Source organism: Micromonospora sp. DT62, from assembly GCF_049847285.1.
Lineage (GTDB): Bacteria > Actinomycetota > Actinomycetes > Mycobacteriales > Micromonosporaceae > Micromonospora > Micromonospora reichwaldensis.
Genome location: NZ_JBNCOB010000011.1, coordinates 12,112 through 29,314 on the forward strand (window position 1 = coordinate 12,112; position 17,203 = coordinate 29,314).

Sequence of the window (17,203 nt, forward strand, 5' to 3'; positions counted from 1 at the left end):
GGCATAGCCGGCGGCCTCGTCCAGGATCTCCTCACCCATGCGGCGATCCTCCGACCTGAACCGAGGTTCAGGTCAAGCCGTGAGGTCCGCCCCGTCCACGAGCCCCCGTACGCGCAGCTCGGTGGCGATCGCCGGAGGGCAGTCCAGCACGACCGTGGCGGTGCCGACCGGTTCCGCGCCCCGCGCGGCGCAGATCTCGTAAAGCGCGCGGACCTGTGCCCCGGTAGCCACCCAGTCGTCCACCACCAGCACCCGGTCACCCCTCTGCAGGCCGTGGTCCCGCACGGCCAGGTCGACCCGTCGGCCCCGGAAGTCCGGGGGGCTCTGCGCCCAGGTGAGCGCCCCGGCGGGCAGCCGGCCGTCGCCCGGCTTGTGGGCCGGCACGAAGCCGACGCCGAGCGCCGTCGCGGCGAGCGGACCGAGCAGGTATCCGGTGACCGCCGGCGAGACGACCACCGTCGGCCGGGCGGCCCGGAACGGCTCCACGAGGGCCGGCCCCAGCCGGGCGAGGACCTCCGCGTCCCGCCACCAGCCGGAGACGTCGCTGACCAGGTGCGTGGCGCCGGGGCCGGGATCGATCCACCTGACCATCGCGGCGAGGCGTCCGCTCAGCTCGGAGGGCATGGACCCATCCTGCGCCACGCGGTCTGGCTGGCCGCCGAGTGGGTGACCCCGACGGGGACCGGGCCGGGCGGTCCGCCCCGCACCCGGGCCGCCCGGCCCATCTCGGATCGGATGATCGGCTACACGTATCACTGCAATTGCGGTCATACCACCATGATCACGTTGACTTCGGATGTGCTTCTCTCGTTACGGTCCGACCCGGTTTGTTCAGATGACGAAAGGACCGGGCTGGTGGCTGGCAGGCACTCCCGTACCCGCATGTTCTCCTCCCCGGCCGGCATCGCGGCCACCGCAGCGGTCGGGGTCGCCCTCGCCGTCGGCGGCACCGTCGGCGCCGTCCAGCTGACCTCGGACGCGGAGCCCGCCCGGCCCGCCGCGGTCGACCTCGCGCCCACCGGCCTGCCGACCAGCGCGGCCCCCAGCTCCCCGGCCGCCCCGCCGGCCGCCTCGCCGAGCGTCAGCGCGTCACCGAGCGCGACGGCCACCCCCAAGGCCAGCCGGTCCGCCCAGGCGCCCTCCCGGAGCAAGCCACGCACCGCCGCGCCGAAGCCCACCGCGACGAAGAAGAGCAGCACCGCCCGCCCGGTCGTCGACAGCGGCTCGTGCGGCGCGTCGTTCTACTCCGAGGGGCAGCTCACCGCCAACGGCGAGAACTTCGATCCGTCCGCGCTGACCGCCGCCCACAAGACCCTGCCGTTCAACACGAAGGTCCGGGTCACCAACCCGGCGAACGGCAAGTCCGTGACGGTGCGCGTCAACGACCGTGGCCCGTTCATCGAGGGGCGTTGCCTCGACCTGTCCCGGGCCGCGTTCGCCCAGATCGCCTCGCTCGACGCCGGCCACGTGGAGGTCCGCTACGAGGTGCTCGGCTGAGCGTCAGCCGGGTGGCGATCGGTCCGGCGACACGATCCGGGTGGGCAGAACATCCTCGGACGACGGGCCAGGTTCATTCACCCGCTCACGTCCATCAGGCATGCTGTCCCTCGTACGCACGCGACCCTTCCAGTCGGGCCCCGGCCCACTGAGCCCCGGATCCCGCGCCGGCCTCGGCGCGGCCTTCGTCCTGCTCGCGATCGTCTCCGCCGTGGAACTGGCCGACGGCCGTCCGGCGAACTACATCGCGCTCATGGTGGCCGCGCCGTTCCTGACCGCCGCGCTGGCGTCGTGGCGGATCGTGCTCGGCGTGGGCCTGGCCGCCACCGCCCTCGGGGCCGGCTTCGCGCTCTGGGAGGAGACCGTGGCGCTGCCCACCACGGTCGCCGTCGCGGGCATCGCGCTGGGCACCGCCATCGCGGTGGCCACGGCGGCCGTACGGCAGCGGCAGGCCGAGCGGATCGCCGAGCTGTCCCGGTTGGCCTCGGTCGCCCAGCAGGCAGTGCTGCGCCCGCTCGGGCCGCAGGTCGGCACGCTCTCGGTGGCCGCCAGGTACATCTCGTCCACCGCCACCGCCGAGATCGGCGGCGACCTGTACGAGGCGGTGGACACGCCGTACGGGGTGCGGATGATCATCGGCGACGTGCGGGGCAAGGGCCTCGACGCGGTGCGGCTCGCCAGCATCGTGCTGGGTTCGTACCGGCACGTGGCGTACGAGCGGGCGGACCTGCGGGCCGTCGTGACCGACCTGGACCGGGCGGTGGCCCGGAGCGTGGGCGACGAGGACTTCGTCACCGCCGCGCTGGTCGAGGAGCGGGGCGGGACGCTCACCATCGTCAACTGCGGCCACCCGCCGCCGCTGCTGCTGCGCCGGGGCGCCGTCATCCCGCTCGAACCGCCGGCCCCCGCCCCGCCGCTGGGCTTCATGCCGGTGGTACGCCCCCGGGTCGAGCGGCTGGAGCCCGGCGACCGGCTGCTGCTCTTCACCGACGGGCTCGGCGAGGCCCGCCGGGACGGGGAGTTCTTCCCGACCGCCGACCGGGCCTGGCGGCTGCTCGGGCACGGCACCGTCGGCGACGGGCTCGCCTCGCTGGAGACCGCCCTGGTCGAGTGGGTGCACGGCCGGCTCGACGACGACATCGCCCTGGTCCTGATGGAGTACACGGGCTCGCGCGGCGCCGCCACGGTGGCCGTCCCTAGCTGGGAAGTCGGCGCGGCCGAGAGCTGAGCCGGGGCCGCTGGGCGCCCGCTTTCGCAACCCGAACGGCAAGTGTGTAATCGCCGTCACTTCGGTGATCGGCTTGTCGCTGCCTACCCATCGGTAATACAGTCTGGAGTTACTGATCGGTAACACCTGTCCGGAAGCGGGGCCAGCGAGCATGACCCACTACAAGAGCAACCTTCGGGACCTCGAGTTCAACCTCTTCGAGGTCTTCGGGGCGGACCAGGCGTTCAGCCAGGAGCCGTACACGGACCTGGACGTCGACACCGCACGCGACATCCTCGCCGAGGTCGACCGCCTCGCCCGCGAGGATCTGGCCGCCAGCTACACGGACAGCGACCGCAACCCGCCGGTCTTCGACCCGGCCACGCACACCGCGCCGCTGCCGGAGTCGTTCAAGAAGTCGTACCGGGCGTTCATGAACTCCGAGTTCTGGCGGCTGGAGCTCCCGACGGAGCTGGACGGCAGCAACGCGCCCCGGGCGCTCGTGTGGTCCCTCGCCGAGCTGATTCTCGGCGCCAACGCCGCCGTGTGGATGTACTCCTCCGGCCCGTCCTTCGCGCACGTGCTGCACGTCGAGGGCACCGAGCAGCAGAAGCGGTGGGCGAAGCTCTTCGCCGACAAGCAGTGGGGCTCCACGATGGTGCTCACCGAGCCGGACGCCGGCTCGGACGTGGGCGCCGGCCGGGCCCGCGCCATCCAGCAGCCCGACGGCTCCTGGCACATCGAGGGCGTGAAGCGCTTCATCACGTCCGCCGAGCACGACCTGAGCGACAACATCATCCACTACGTGCTGGCCCGCCCGGTCGGCGTCGAGGGCGTCGGTGGCCCGGGCACCAAGGGCCTCTCCCTCTTCGTGGTGCCGAAGTACCACTTCGACGAGAACACCGGTGAGCTGGGCGAGCGCAACGGCGTCTTCGCCACCAACGTCGAGCACAAGATGGGCCTGAAGGTCTCCAACACCTGCGAGGTGACCTTCGGCGAGCACGGCGTACCGGCCAAGGGCTGGCTGCTGGGCGAGAAGCACGAGGGCATCCGGCAGATGTTCATGATCATCGAGAACGCCCGGATGATGGTCGGCACCAAGGCCATCGCCACCCTCTCGACCGGCTACCTGAACGCCCTGGAGTACGCCAAGAGCCGGGTGCAGGGCGCCGACCTGACCCAGATGGCGGACAAGACCGCGCCGCGCGTCACGATCACCCACCACCCGGACGTGCGCCGCTCGCTGCTGCTGCAGAAGGCGTACGCCGAGGGCCTGCGCGCCCTGGTCTGCTACACCGCCACCTGGCAGGACAAGGTCGCCATCGCCGAGGCGGCGGGCGACGAGGAGGCGATCAAGCTCGCCAAGCGGGTCAACGACCTGCTCCTCCCGCTGGTGAAGGGCGTCGGCTCGGAGCGGGCGTACGAGCTGCTCGGGCACGAGTCGCTGCAGACCTTCGGTGGCTCCGGCTTCCTCCAGGACTACCCCCTGGAGCAGTACGTCCGCGACGCGAAGATCGACACCCTCTACGAGGGCACGACGGCGATCCAGAGCCTCGACCTCATCTTCCGGAAGATCGTCCGGGACAACGGCAAGGCCCTGATGGCGGTCGCCGGCGAGATCCAGGAGTTCATCGCCACCGAGGCCGGCAACGGTCAGCTCAAGGAGGAGCGGCTGGCGCTGGGCAAGGCGCTCGCCGAGATCCAGAACATGCTGGGCGTCATGACCGGCTGGCTGGGCGAGGCGCAGGGCGGCGACACCCGGGCGCTCTACAAGGTCGGCCTGAGCAGCCGCCGCTTCCTGCTGGCGATCGGCGACCTGGTCGTCGGTTGGCTGCTCCAGAAGCAGGCCGACGTGGCCCTGAAGGCCCTGGCCGGCGAGGTCTCCGCCGCCGACAAGGCGTTCTACACCGGCAAGGTGGCCGCCGCCCGGTTCTTCGCCCGCGAGGTGCTGCCCCGCATCGGCGCCGACCGGCGGATCGTCGAGAGCACCGACCTGGACGTCATGGACCTCCCGGAGGAGGCCTTCTGAGGTACGCCGTAGCGCCCCACGGCGCGGCGGGGCCGGGAACGACCCGGAGATGATCGGCACGACGGCCGGCGGGCAACAGCTCGCCGGCCGTCGTCGTCCACCCGCCGGCCCCGAGACCGCCCCGGGCGATCGCCGAAGGTGTCGTCGGAGGCGCGTGTGAGTCGCCCCCGAACGAGTGTGCTCTCGCCCCCTTCACCCCCTTCACCCCTTCACCCTCTCCGCCCCTCGCGCGAGCGCGCTCCGCGCTGCCCGCGCCCCCTCGCGCGAGCGTGCTCCCGCGGCCTTCGGCCCTCGCGCGAGCCTGGTTCCGCCCCTCCGCCCCTCCGCCCCTCCGCCCCTCCGCGCGAGCCTGGTTCCGCTGCCTTCGTCGGCGGCCCGCACCCTGCGCCATGAGGGCACGTCAGGCCGCCGCCCCGCGCTGTCCGCGCTGCCCCGCCCCGCCGCCGCCGCTCCGCGCCGCTCCGCGCACGTTGATCATGAAGTTATTGCCTACGGAGAGCGCATTCCAAGGCAATAACCTCATGATCAATCGGGAGGGTGCGGAAGCGCGGGCAGGGGCCGGGCCTGGGCCGGGCGGGGCTGAGGCGGGGCTGGGCCCAGGTCGGGTCTGGGCGAGGCCGGGCGGAGTGGGTCTGGGGTCAAGCCGATCACGCAGCGTCATCAATCGGCCGCCTCGCCGGCATGCCCCTCGCCGCCCTTTGCTCTGCATCCACGGAGGCACCAGCAACTCTGGGTGCCTGTTGCGTCGATGGGTGCAGAGCAAAGCGTCCGCGGAGGGGTGCCGGTGGGGGCGTCAGGTCGCATCTAGTCGGTAGTAATTAGAGCCTGATGCCCGTTTTGCGGGCAGTGCTGCCTAGTGGCCGCAGTTACGGCATGTAACGGCACGGGTTTTCGGGGTGTGGCCACCGTGTGTAGTCGTGGCGCGCAATCGGGTCGGTCGAGAAGAGCAGCGGCTGGCCCGCCGGTGTGGGTTCCGCCGGCTATTCGGGGACGCCATCCGGGTAGCCGGGCGGTGTGGCGGGTAACCGTCGCGAGGCCACGTCAGAGAACGCCCAGAGCCACCGCACGGGGGAGTGCAGCGCACATGGGCATTGGTAGCGGAATCTTCCTGATCGCCATCGGCGCGATCCTGACCTTCGCCATCAGAGCCAACGTCTGGTGGGTCGACCTGCGCGCGGTCGGCTGGGTGTTCATCCTGGCCGGGCTGGGCGTCCTACTCACCACGCTCTGGTTCTGGCAGGACCGGCGCAAGCGGGCGCGGACCCTGATCGTCGAGGAGAACCGGCTCTCGCACCCGACCGCGATGATGCCACCGCCGCCCGATCCGCCGCCGCCGACGGCACCACCGTCCTGAGCCGCCGCGTCCGACGGCGCCAGGTGCCATTCCTGAACCACCGACGGCACCACCGCCACCGAGCCATCAGCGGCGCCACCACCGGCCTGGGGTCACCGCCGACGGCGCCACCGCCACGGAGCCGCCGACAGTGCCACCGTCTTGAGCCACCCGTCACGTACCGGCGGGTGGCTCAGTCGCGTGCGGTGTGGCGGTCGGTGATCGGTGCCCTGCGTGGGCCCAGCTCCGGCCAGTCGACGTCGGGCCGGTGCACCACCACGTCGCTGGTGCGCATCCCGTCCTGGTCCGCCCGCTCCGGGTCGAGCAGCGCCGAGAGGAGCGAGATGCCCGGGTTGTGCGCGATCAGCAGCACCGTACGGGCGGTCGGGTCGACGCCCCGGACCAGCGTCAGCAGGTCCTCCGGGTGCGCCTCGTACGCGTCGGCCTCGTAGCGCACGACGGGAGCGGGGCCGGCCGAGCCGCCCTCCGGTGGGGAGCCGGTCATGCCCATCGCCACGCTGTGCCACGTCTCCCGGGTACGCCGGGCGGCCGAGCAGACGACCACGTCCGGCAGCAGGTCGTGCTTGGCCAGCCAGGCGCCGGCCGCGGCCGCGTCGGCCTGACCCCGTACGGCCAGGGGGCGCTGCACGTCCGGCACCACCTCCCCGGGTGGCTCGGCCTTGGCGTGCCGGAGCAGCACCAGCGTGCGTCCCCGGGCGGAAGCGTCGGTCATGTCCTCAGCTTGCCCGATTGGCGATCAGAGCGCTTGGGTAAGTCGATGGATGCCGCAACCTCACCGATGGCCGCGGCGGAAGGAAACGCCAGGGGACAGCCGAGGAGGCGACGAGATGGGCTTTGGTGGCAGTATCTTCCTGATCGCGTTGGGTGCGATCTTCGCGTTCGCCGTGGAAGCGGATCTGGGCTGGCTCAACCTGGCCGTGGTGGGCTGGGTGCTGATGCTCGCCGGCGTGGCCGGTCTGCTGCTCACCCTCCACTTCTGGAACTCGCGCCGTCGGGCCGTGGTCGCCCCGGTGCGCGGTGAGCGCGTGGTCGCCGAGCAGGTTGTGCCGGTGCGGGACGACCGGGTCGTGGAGGAGTACCGCGAGGTGCGTCAGCCGCGCCGCACCGTCTGACGTCAGGACGGGACAGCTTCTTTTCCGGGGGCTCCGCCACGCGGCGGAGCCCCCGGACGCGTGTCCGTCAGGCGAAGAGGGCGAAGTAGATGGCGATGTGGTGGCAGAGCGCGGCCACGAGCGTGCAGGCGTGGAAGAACTCGTGGTGGCCGAAGACGGTGGGCCAGGGGTCGGGCCGGCGGAGCGCGTAGAAGACCGCGCCGACGCTGTACATCGCGCCGCCCACGATGAGCAGCACCAGGGCGGTGACGCCACCCTGGTGCAGGATGTCGGGCAGCATCGCGACCGAGACCCAACCGAGCGCCAGGTAGAGCGGCGCGGAGACCCAGCGCGGGGCGTGCGGCCAGACCAGCTTGAGCGCCACGCCGGCGAGCGCGCCGCCCCAGACCAGCGCCAGCATGATCGTGGCCGGTCGGGGATCCAGCAGCAGTACGCAGAACGGCGTGTAGGTGCCGGCGATGAACACGAAGATCATCGAATGGTCCATCCGGCGCATGATCTGGTAGCCGCGCTCGGACCACACCCGCCGGTGGTAGAGCGCGCTCGTGCCGAAGAGCCCGCAGACCGTCAGGCTGTAGATGAGGCAACTCACCAGCGGGGCCCAGCCGGGTCGGGTGGCGGCGACCGCGCTGAGCACGATGCCGCAGAGGCCGGCGACGAAGAAGGCGTACGTGTGGAGCCAGCCGCGCATCCGGGGCTTACCGATGTCGACCGGCTTCAATCGAAGCGGGGCGGGGGTGGTCACACCATTAGGTTACGACACCGTAGGTTACTTTCAAGTAGTGCGTCCGGTCACGTGGGACGGCGGCCGACCGTCCCTGGTGTCGTGCGCCGGTCGGGGAGTATGGCGGCATGCGGATCCGACCCGTCGGCGCCCACGCCCTGCTGATCGACTGTGCCGACGCCGACCAGGTGGAGGCGTGGCGGGCCGAGCTGTGGCGGCGTCGCGAACGCGGCGAGCTGACCGCCGTCGAGATCGTGCCGGCGGCCACCACCGTCCTGCTCGACGGCGTGCCGGACCCGGCCACGGCGGCCGCGCGGATCGCCGCCTGGCCGCCCCGACCAGGCACGCCGAGGACCGCCGGCGCACCGACCGCCGGCGCACCGACCGCCGGCGCGCCGAGGACGGCCGGCGCACCGACCGCCGGCGCGCCGAGGACGGCCGGCGCACCGACCGCCGGCGCGCCGAGGACCGCCGGCGCACCGACCGCAGGCGTACCGAGGACCGCCGACGCAGCGGCCGCCGGCGGGCCGGGGACGGCCGATGCGCCGACTGCGGGCGGGTCGGCCGCCGACGCCGACGGGGAGGCCCCCGCCGCCGCCGCCGGACTGGTCGAGGTTCCGGTGACGTACGACGGGGAGGACCTGCCTCTCGTCGCCGAGCACTGGGGCGTGGACGTGCCGGCGGTGGTCGACCGGTTGCGGCGTACCCCGTTCCGGGTGGCCTTCTGCGGCTTCGCCCCCGGGTTCGCGTACCTCACCGGGCTTCCCGCCGAACTGGCGGTGCCCCGGCTGCCCACCCCACGCTCCCGGGTGCCGGCCGGCTCGGTCGCCCTGGCCGGCCCGTACGCCGGGATCTATCCGGCGGCCTCGCCCGGCGGCTGGCTGCTGGTCGGGCGCACCGCGATGGCCCTCTTCGACGTGCACGCCGACCCGCCCGCCCGGCTCACCCCGGGCACCCGGGTACGCCTGGTGGCCGCGTGACCCCGGTGGTCGAGGTGCTCCGCGCCGGGGCGCTGACCACCGTCCAGGACCTGGGCCGGGCCGGCTGGGCACACCTCGGCGTACCCCGGTCGGGCGCGCTCGACCCGGCGGCACTGCGGCTGGCCAACCGGCTCGTCGGCAACCCGGAGTCCGCTGCCGGCCTGGAGATCACGATGACCGGCTGCGAGCTGCGGTTCCTCCGCGCGACGGCGGTCGCGGTGACCGGTGCCGGTGCCGTCGTACGGGTCGGCGACCGCCCCGGTGACGTGGGTCGGCCGCTGTCGGTGCCGGCGGGCGCCGTGCTGCGGATCGGCCCGCCCCGCGACGGCCTGCGCAACTGGCTCGCGGTCGGCGGCGGGTTCGCCGTCGAGCCGGTCCTCGGCAGCCGCGCCACCGACACCCTCTCCGGGCTGGGCCCGCCGCCACTGCGCGACGGCGACCGGCTGCCCCTCGGCGCACCGGCCGGACCGCCCGCCCCGGTGGACGTCACCGTCGCGGCGCCCACCCCGCCCGAACTGCGGCTGACCCTGCGCCTCGGCCCCCGCGACGACTGGTTCACCGCCACCGCGCTGGACCGGCTGTTCGGCAGCGCGTACACGGTGAGCCCGGTCAGCAACCGGGTCGGCGCGCGACTCACCGGCGCGGCGCTGCCCCGCGCGGTGGCCGGGGAACTGCCCAGCGAGGGCATCGTGCTCGGGGCGGTGCAGGTGCCGGCGGACGGCCAACCGTTGATCTTCCTTGCCGACCATCCGACCACCGGCGGGTACCCCGTTGTCGGGGTGGTGGACGACGTGACCCCGCTCGCGCAGGCCCGGCCAGGGACTACGGTCAGGTTCCATGGACCTCAACGCTGACCTCGGCGAGGGATTCGGCATCTGGCGACTCGGCGACGACGCCGCGCTGCTGGACCTCGTCACCTCCGCCAACGTCGCCTGCGGCTTCCACGCCGGCGACGCGTCCACCATGCGCCGGGTCTGCGAGGGCGCCGCCGAGCGTGGGGTGGCCGTCGGCGCGCAGGTCGGCTACCGGGACCTCGCCGGCTTCGGCCGGCGGCACATCGCGTACGCCTTCGCGGAGCTGCGCGATGAGGTCACCTACCAGCTCGGCGCCCTGGACGCGTTCTGCCGGCTGTTCCGCACCCGGGTTCGCTACCTGAAGCCGCACGGGGCGCTTTACCACGCCGCCGCCCGCGACGAGACCCAGGCGGCGGCGCTGGTCGCGGCGGTCGGCGGCTACGACGACCAGCTGCCCCTGCTCTGCCTGCCCGGCTCGGTCCTCGCCCAGCTCGCCGCCGGCGCCGGGCTGCGGGTGGTCGCCGAGGGCTTCGCCGACCGGGGTTACCTGCCCAACGGCTCGCTGGTGCCGCGCACCGCACCCGGGGCGCTGGTCACCGACCCGGAGGAGGTGGCCGCCCGGGCGGTGCGGATGGCCACCGAGCGGACCGTGGTCGCGGTCGACGGCAGCGTCGTCCCGTGCCCGGTCGAGTCGATCTGCCTGCACGGCGACACCCCCGGCGCGGTCCGCTGCGCCGAACTGGTGCGCGCCGCCCTGATCGACGCGGGGGTGACGCCCACTCCGTTCGCGTGACGTCAGGCGTCGTCCAGGCCCCTGAGCACCAGCGGGAGCCGGGCGGCGGCACCCTCGACCACCCGGACCGGTACGCCCCAGTCCTGCCGGGTCAGGTGGCAGGCCGCGTGCTCGACGTCCGCGTCGCAGGTCGCCGCCTGAGCGGTCACCTGGAGCACGCCCCCGGCCACCGTGCCGTCGACCACCAGCCGGCGGGACAACTCGGTGCCGGTCCCCGCCCCCTCCAGCAGCAGCTCCGGCGGCGACGCCGACACCACCAGTCGCGTCGACGGGCCGTACGTCTCGTCGAGCTTCTGCCCCGGCGCGGGCGTGAAGATCACGTCCAGGGTCACCTCGCCGGCCGCCACGTCGGTGGGCTTGCGTTCGGTGCGGTGCCGGGGACCGTCGACGGTGCTCGCGCCTGCCGCCGAGAGCGCGCCGGGCGCCAGCCGGGTCAGCCGGTGCGCGGCGGACTCCACCACCAGCACCTCGCCGGCCGGGGTGAGCACCAGGTCGCTCGGCTCGGCGAGCCCCTCGGCGACCGTCGAGACCCGGTTGCTCTCCGGGTCGAAGCGGCGGACCGCCCCGTTGTACGTGTCGGCGATCAGCACCGACCCGTCCGGCAGCGCGCACACCCCCAGCGGGTGCTGGAGCAGCGCCTCCGCCGCCGGCCCGTCGACGTGCCCGAAGTCGAAGAGCCCCTGCCCGACGGCGGTGCCCATGACGTCGTTCTCGACGTACCGGATCGCGCTGGTCTCGCTGTCTGCCACCCAGAGCCGGGCGCCGTCGGCGGAGACGGAGAGGCCGGACGGCTGCGCCATCCACGCCTCGGTCAGCGGGCCGTCGCGCAGGGCCTCGACGGTGGTGCCCGCGTACATGCCGGCGGTGCGCTTCACCGGGTCGAACCACCAGAGCTGGTGGATGCCGGCCATCGCGACGACGACCTTGTCGTCGTACCAGGCCAGGTCCCAGGGGGAGGAGAGGTCGACCGAGAGCGCGTCGTGCGAGTGGTCGTCGACCGTGGAACGCCACTGCCGGCCGGTGCCGGCGACCGTCACCACCTCGCCGTCGGCCAGCCGTACGCCGCGCAGCAGGTGGTTGACGGTGTCGGCGACGACGAGGTCGTAGCCGGCCACCTCGGCGGTGTGCGCCGGCAGCAGGCACAGCCCCTGCGGCTCGGAGAAGGTGGCCGCCCCGGCGGGACCGTCGACCCGGCCCCGGCCGCCCGTGCCGATCCGCCGTACCAGCGTCTCGCCGTCGGGGGCCAGCTCCGCCAGCGAGTGCCGGGCCGAGTCGGACACCAGCAGGTTGCCGTTCTCCAGCAGCACCGCCTTGCCCGGGAAGCGCAGCGTGGTCTGCGGCTCGGCGGGCGGGACGTACGGGCCGTCGCCCCGGTGCAGGGTGCCCTTTGCCTCGTGGGTGGCGATCAGGTCGTCGACGAGGCGGGCGAGCCCTTCGGCGTGACCCTCGCCGGCCATCGTCGCCACCACGTAGCCCTCCGGGTCGATCACCGACAGGGTGGGCCAGGCGCGGGCCGCGTACTGCTGCCACATCTCCAGCTCGGGGTCATCGAGCACGGGGTGGTGCACGCTGTAGCGCTCCACCGCGGCGGCCAGCGCGTCCGGGTCCTTCTCGTGCTCGAACTTCGGCGAGTGCACGCCGATCACGACGAGCACGTCGCCGTACTTCTCCTCCAGCGGGCGCAGCTCGTCGAGCACGTGCAGGCAGTTGATGCAGCAGAAGGTCCAGAAGTCCAGGACCGTGATACGACCTCGGAGGTCCTGCAAGGTCAGGTTCCGTCCACCCGTGTTGAGCCACTGCCGGCCCCGCAGTTTGGGGGCACGTACGCGCGCTGTCGTTCCCATGTCAGCCAGCCTGCCATGTCTCGCTGGAGCCGAGCCGGGCTCCGTGACCCGGAAGACAAGGATCCTCGGCCGCGCCGGGGGAGCTTCGTCGCGCTTGCTCAGCGGCATGAGGCGGTCGGCGTCCGGGCTTTCGTCCGGCAGCGCCCGCAGGGCGGGCTCACCCCGCGCCCCCGGTCGCCAACCGCGCCCATGCGCCTCGGCAACGGACGACGCCGGCAGACGTCCGCTTCACGACGGGCGAGTTCGCCGGCCCCGAGGCTCAACGGGCCGTCGGCGTGGGGCTCATCCGCCGGACCAGGATCGCGCCATCGGACATCCTGGCGGGATTGGACCGGGCGGCAGCCAGGCGGCGGACATGGGCTGTTCGCGGTAGGGCATCGGGGGCTCCTCGGGACGGCGGCGAATCGGTACGGTGCGCGGCATGGGTGCTCTCAAGCCGTGGCACATCGCCACGCTGTGCTGTGTCGTCTCGTCCGCCGCGCTCATTGGCGGCCTGGTCTGGTTCCTGGTCACGCGGGCGAACCGGCGCTAGCCGGGGCCGACGCTGCGGACGCCATTTCGGTGCCGGTCGTCCCACGGGGATGGTTGGCTGGCAGGCCGACGGGCCGCGACAGGTCGACCGGGGCCGTTACACGACCTGGCGGGCGATCGCGGGGAGGACGAAGCCGTCCTCGGCGAGCGCCCTGGCGAGTTCGTGACGGCGATGGATGCCGAGCTTGCTGTAGGCGCGTTGGAGGTGGTTCTCGGCGGTGCGCGCCGAGATGGTCAGCGCCCTGGCGATCGCGGGGGTGTCCATACCCGTCGCGGCGAGTTCGCTGACCTGCCGTTCCCGGTCGGTCAGAGCCGGAGCGGTCCTGGGCTCGGGCAGCCACTCCGGCCAGGTGCCCTGGTGCTCGCCGAGTAGCCGCTGGGTCCTTCTGGCCAGTGCGTTCGTGACCCGGCCGCCACCGAACATCGCCCCGTTGGCCGCAGCTTCCAATGCGAAACCGCGGTATCCGAGCTCCTCGAACGTGGCGCTGACCCGGTTGAGTACCCGCGCGTCCCGGCGGGCCAACGCCTCCGCGTGCTCGGCGAGGAGGGCGAAGAGTCTGCCGTCCGTCTTGGCGGCGAGTTCGCGGACCCGGCTGGCCACGGCGGCGGACGGGGCGAGCCGCACCTCCACATGCAGGAACTCCGTGGCCATCAGCAGATCCCCGGCCCTGGCCGCCTCGGCCGCCAGGCGGCGTAGGAGGGTGGCGGCTCCGGTCCGGTTGCCCGAGATGACCAGCGCCCACACCTCGCCGAAGGCGCCATAGTCGGCAGCGGTGCGTGCCGTCGCGCCCCGACGGAGTCGGGAAAGCAGTTCCTGTGCCTTCTCGACCTGCCCGAGTTGTGCCTCGACACCGACGCCGATCGCCAGCAGGGTTTCCCGGAACCTGAAGCCGGCCCGCTCGGCGGTGAGCGCACGGGCCTCACGCAACCACCGTGCCGCCTGCCCGGCGTTTCCCTGGTAGTAGGCGCAGATCCCGCCCGCGAGGGCGATGGTGGCGACCCCGTCCGGCGTTCCGTGCTCCACGGCGTCCCGGTAGTGGCGTTCCACCAGGTCCGCCGCTTGGCGGACGGTACCAGCCATGATGAGGGCCTGCACGTGAGTGGCCTGGAGGAGCGCGCGCATCGCCGGCCAGATCGAGGGCTTTCCGCTCAGGTCCGTGGGGAACTCCGCGACGGCCCGCTCGGGTCTTCCGCCCAGCAGCAGGAGTCGCGGGCGGAGCGGCGGGACCACGCCCGCCAGGAGCGGGTCGCGCGGCGGGTGCTGCGAGAGCTGGTCCACCGCGTCGGCCGCCTCGGCGGCCGGGCCGCCGAAGGCCATGACGAACGCCTCGGCCGCCAGCAGGTCGGCGTGGACGTCGGCGGGCAGCGCGGCCCGCGCCTCGGCGACCATCCGGAGCGCGCTGTCCGGCTCGTCGATTCCCCAACACCGGTTGACGGCGCGCAGGGCGGCGGCGTTCGCGCGTGCCGCCGGATCGGTCAGGTTCCGGTACGCCTCGGCCAACCAGCGCTCTGCCGAGCGATGACTGCCCCGGGCAAGTAGTGCGCGGCCGAGGTGCCAGGCGGCTGCGGGCCCGTGCACCTGTCGTGCGAGTTGCTCTGCGGTGGCCGCGTCGTGGCCGAGTAGCGCCTCCGCGGAGGCTCGCAGCACCTCGTCATCGGGAACCTCGAACCGGGCGGCCAGCCGCCACAGGACGTCGCGGACCCGGTCGGGGGACCCGGTCGCCTCCAGCGCCGAGACCAACTCGGCGTGTACGCGCCGGGCCCGCAACGGCCCGGTCCGCGTACGGACGGTGCGGGCGGTGAGTGGGTGGGCCACGGTGACCGGCGTGGACGGGTCGGACGGGTCGAGCCGGATGAGGCCGAGCTCCTCCAGACGTTCGATCACCGACATCGGGGCCAGGTGTTCGATCACGTCGACCGGAGCCCGGTCACCGTAGGCGATGTATCGCAGTGCCGCGGTCTCCTCCGTCGACAGCGACTCCAACGGTCCCGTCAACGCGTCACCGGCCCAGGCCCGGACGACCGTGCCCTGTCGCCAGCCCACCACGTGATCGTGGAGGGTCAGCGCGTCGTTCTCTGCCGCGTTCCGCAGCAGTTCGCGCAGGAGGAGCGGATTACCGCCGGTGAGCCGCCACAATCCGTCCGCGGTGAGCCCGTCGACGTCGGTACCGAATGCGGCGGAGATCAGCTGCCTGGTGTGTCGCCAATCCAGTGGTGCGAGATCCACCCGGTCGAGCCGTACGGTCCGGCGCAGCACATCGACCGGGCCCGCGCCGATCGCGGTCTCCGCTGCCGCGAGCAGCACCCGCACCCTGTGTTCCGAGGCCAGCTTTCCCACGAGTCGCGCGGCGGCCTCGTCCAGGCCGCTCACGTTGTCGACGGCGAGAACCACCAGGTGCTGTCCGGTCGGTCGAGGAAGGCTCTCGATGAGCCGGTGCAGGGCTAATGCCGGCGCGATGTCGAGCTGCTCCACCCGCGGAGTCAGGTGATGGGCCACACCGAGCGGAGCGCCATGGTCCGTCATGGTCCCGTTGGCTGGCAGCACGTGGTGACCCTTGGCCACGCAACGGTGCAGGACGGCCTCCAGGACCCGGCTCTTGCCCACTCCCGTAGGCCCCGTGACCAGCACTGCGCGCCCCTCGGGCGCCAACAGCCGATCGATCGTCCGGTCGATGTCGGGGTCGCGGCCCACCAGTGGCCACCGCCGTCCGATCTGGGCGGTCGACCTGATCATCGCGTCGGGCACGGGAACTCCTGTTGGGCGGGTGTTCGCAGCACCGGGGTCACGAGGCCGGTCTGCCAGGATATCCGGCTGGCAGGCCTCCTAGATCGAGCGCCGGGCCCGGGTGCCGGCACGTCCAGTCGACTCGCCCTGCCCAGACGGGCAGCCGTCCCGCCCATTCGCCGATGCCCTCGGCCGCCGGGCACCGCTGCCCGTCCACAGCCCCGCCTGCGGGCCTTGTGTGACCTGGGGCACATTCATCTGAGTATTCACTACTCAGGCGTGCGGGCGAGAGGCCGGGACATCATCAGTGCTGACGCCAGTCCGAGCGTGCGAATTCCGCTGATTGGCGGAAAGAAACATTTGTAGCCGCAATCTCCGCAGCGCCAGAAAGTGGGTTGTCCACAAATGCTGTACGACCGAAACTTCAGAAGATGGGGGGCTCGTGTGCTGCTTGCCGCCGCTCTCCTCATCGGTTCCATTACCGTTACGCCGCCAGCCGTCGTGCACGCCAAGTCGCCAGCCACCAACGTTCAATATGGCCTGGCCTGGGTCGACTTCAACGCCGACGGGAAAACCGATTACTGCACGATCGGGGCGTCGGATCTGAGGTGTGTGCTCTCCACAGGGGCCGGCCTCGGCCAGCGGATCACGGGGTTCAACCAGGACCCCGGTTACAAGGAGGGGCGGGCCTGGGTCGACTTCAACGGCGATCGTCGTGTCGATTACTGCCGTGTGGTCGGGTCCGGAAGCAAGTCCCTGTCCTGCACTCTGTCGAACGGCACGTCTTTCGGGCCGACGCACACGTCGGGCGGGCTCGACCCGGGCTGGACCGCGGGTCAGGCCTGGGCCGACTTCAACGCGGACGGGCGTGCCGACTTCTGCCGGGTGATCGGGACCTGGAGCCAGAAGGTGCAGTGCACGGTCTCCACGGGTAACGGGTTCGGCGCCACCTACACCTCAGGCAACCTCGACGCGGGCTGGGACGCCGGTCGGGACTGGGTGGATGTCAACGGGGACGGCCGGGCTGACTACTGCCGCGTCGTCGGTACCAGCAAACTCCAGTGCACGCTTTCCACGGGCGCGGGGTTCGGGGCCACCTTCACATCCACTACGCTGGACGGCGGATGGGACGACAGCCGCGACTGGGTCGACTTTAACGGCGACGGGCGCGTCGACTACTGCCGGGTCGTCGGAAATCTCTCGAATTCGGTCCAGTGCACGCTCTCGACGGGCACCAACTTCGGGTCGACCATCACTTCACCTGTCATGGATGTCGGGTACTGGGTCACCCGAGGATGGGCCGACTTCAACGGTGACGGCCGTCTCGACTTCTGCCGGATCAACAACGATCGCGGCGTCTGCACGGTGTCGAACGGCAGCAGTTTCGGTGCCACCTATTCGCACCTGTCCACGAACTACAGCTATGTCGGCGCGAACGGGTGGGCGGACCTCAACGGAGACGGGCGAGCCGACCACGTGGCCCTTGAGGAGCAGACCACCTTCTACCTCTCCACCGGGACGGGGTGGGGCGGCCCCTTGACCAGCCCGCTCCCGTACGACTGATCCTCGGTGGTGCAAACGACGGCGGGGCCACGGTCATCCGTGGCCCCGCC

General features: G+C 72.4%; 14 protein-coding genes. 9 read left to right on the top strand and 5 right to left on the bottom strand.

All coding sequences use genetic code 11. From position 1 onward, the window contains the following. Positions 1–72 precede the first annotated feature (72 nt). Positions 73–624, bottom strand: a complete 552-nt coding sequence (locus ACPXCB_RS17065; protein ID WP_425876514.1) for a phosphoribosyltransferase family protein — start codon at positions 622–624, stop codon at positions 73–75. A 231-nt stretch (positions 625–855) separates the two neighbouring features. Here ACPXCB_RS17065 and ACPXCB_RS17070 point away from each other — a divergent pair, with 231 nt between their 5' ends. The 4 genes from ACPXCB_RS17070 (at position 856) to ACPXCB_RS17085 (ending at position 6,087) form a co-directional block, all read left to right on the top strand. Beyond that, positions 856–1,497, top strand: coding sequence for a septal ring lytic transglycosylase RlpA family protein (locus ACPXCB_RS17070; RefSeq protein ID WP_425876516.1), 642 nt, complete (start codon positions 856–858; stop codon positions 1,495–1,497). Between the two features lie 100 nt (positions 1,498–1,597). Continuing rightward, on the top strand, positions 1,598–2,725 hold the full coding sequence (locus ACPXCB_RS17075; RefSeq protein ID WP_132235288.1) for a PP2C family protein-serine/threonine phosphatase: 1,128 nt from the start codon (positions 1,598–1,600) through the stop codon (positions 2,723–2,725). A gap of 151 nt (positions 2,726–2,876) precedes the next feature. After that, on the top strand, positions 2,877–4,733 hold the full coding sequence (locus ACPXCB_RS17080) for an acyl-CoA dehydrogenase (protein WP_425876519.1): 1,857 nt from the start codon (positions 2,877–2,879) through the stop codon (positions 4,731–4,733). Positions 4,734–5,817: 1,084 nt separating this feature from the next. Next, a complete protein-coding gene (locus ACPXCB_RS17085; protein ID WP_013730795.1) occupies positions 5,818–6,087 on the top strand; it encodes a DUF6458 family protein in 270 nt (89 codons plus the stop codon). A 172-nt stretch (positions 6,088–6,259) separates the two neighbouring features. Here ACPXCB_RS17085 and ACPXCB_RS17090 read toward each other — a convergent pair whose 3' ends face one another. Then, entirely contained in the window at positions 6,260–6,799 is a 540-nt protein-coding gene (locus tag ACPXCB_RS17090; RefSeq protein WP_425876521.1) for a SixA phosphatase family protein, read from the bottom strand. 115 nt (positions 6,800–6,914) lie between these two features. Between ACPXCB_RS17090 and ACPXCB_RS17095 the strand changes: the two genes are divergently transcribed. Then, a complete protein-coding gene (locus tag ACPXCB_RS17095) occupies positions 6,915–7,199 on the top strand; it encodes a DUF6458 family protein (RefSeq protein WP_132235282.1) in 285 nt (94 codons plus the stop codon). A 67-nt stretch (positions 7,200–7,266) separates the two neighbouring features. Here the strand turns inward: ACPXCB_RS17095 and trhA are convergent, their stop codons facing one another. Next, positions 7,267–7,944, bottom strand: coding sequence for a PAQR family membrane homeostasis protein TrhA (gene trhA / locus ACPXCB_RS17100; protein ID WP_425876523.1), 678 nt, complete (start codon positions 7,942–7,944; stop codon positions 7,267–7,269). 107 nt (positions 7,945–8,051) lie between these two features. Here trhA and ACPXCB_RS17105 point away from each other — a divergent pair, with 107 nt between their 5' ends. Genes ACPXCB_RS17105 through ACPXCB_RS17115 form a run of 3 tightly spaced genes read left to right on the top strand, consistent with a single transcriptional unit; the run spans position 8,052 to position 10,490 of the window. Beyond that, positions 8,052–8,903 (top strand): 5-oxoprolinase subunit B family protein, encoded by an 852-nt coding sequence (locus ACPXCB_RS17105; protein ID WP_425876525.1) that lies wholly within the window; start codon positions 8,052–8,054, stop codon positions 8,901–8,903. Continuing rightward, the gene (locus ACPXCB_RS17110) at positions 8,900–9,757 is read left to right on the top strand and encodes a biotin-dependent carboxyltransferase family protein (RefSeq protein WP_425876527.1); all 858 of its coding nucleotides are present in this window, start codon (positions 8,900–8,902) and stop codon (positions 9,755–9,757) included. The genes ACPXCB_RS17105 and ACPXCB_RS17110 overlap by 4 nt, the downstream gene beginning before the upstream one ends. Further along, entirely contained in the window at positions 9,741–10,490 is a 750-nt protein-coding gene (locus tag ACPXCB_RS17115) for a LamB/YcsF family protein (protein WP_425876529.1), read from the top strand. The genes ACPXCB_RS17110 and ACPXCB_RS17115 overlap by 17 nt, the downstream gene beginning before the upstream one ends. Positions 10,491–10,492: 2 nt before the next feature. Here ACPXCB_RS17115 and ACPXCB_RS17120 read toward each other — a convergent pair whose 3' ends face one another. Next, entirely contained in the window at positions 10,493–12,334 is a 1,842-nt protein-coding gene (locus ACPXCB_RS17120) for an NHL domain-containing thioredoxin family protein (protein ID WP_425876531.1), read from the bottom strand. Between the two features lie 628 nt (positions 12,335–12,962). Continuing rightward, positions 12,963–15,611, bottom strand: a complete 2,649-nt coding sequence (locus tag ACPXCB_RS17125) for a LuxR C-terminal-related transcriptional regulator (RefSeq protein WP_425876533.1) — start codon at positions 15,609–15,611, stop codon at positions 12,963–12,965. Positions 15,612–16,034: 423 nt separating this feature from the next. Between ACPXCB_RS17125 and ACPXCB_RS17130 the strand changes: the two genes are divergently transcribed. Beyond that, complete coding sequence (locus ACPXCB_RS17130) at positions 16,035–17,153, top strand: FG-GAP repeat domain-containing protein (RefSeq protein ID WP_425876535.1); 1,119 nt, start codon at positions 16,035–16,037, stop codon at positions 17,151–17,153. Positions 17,154–17,203: the final 50 nt, after the last annotated feature.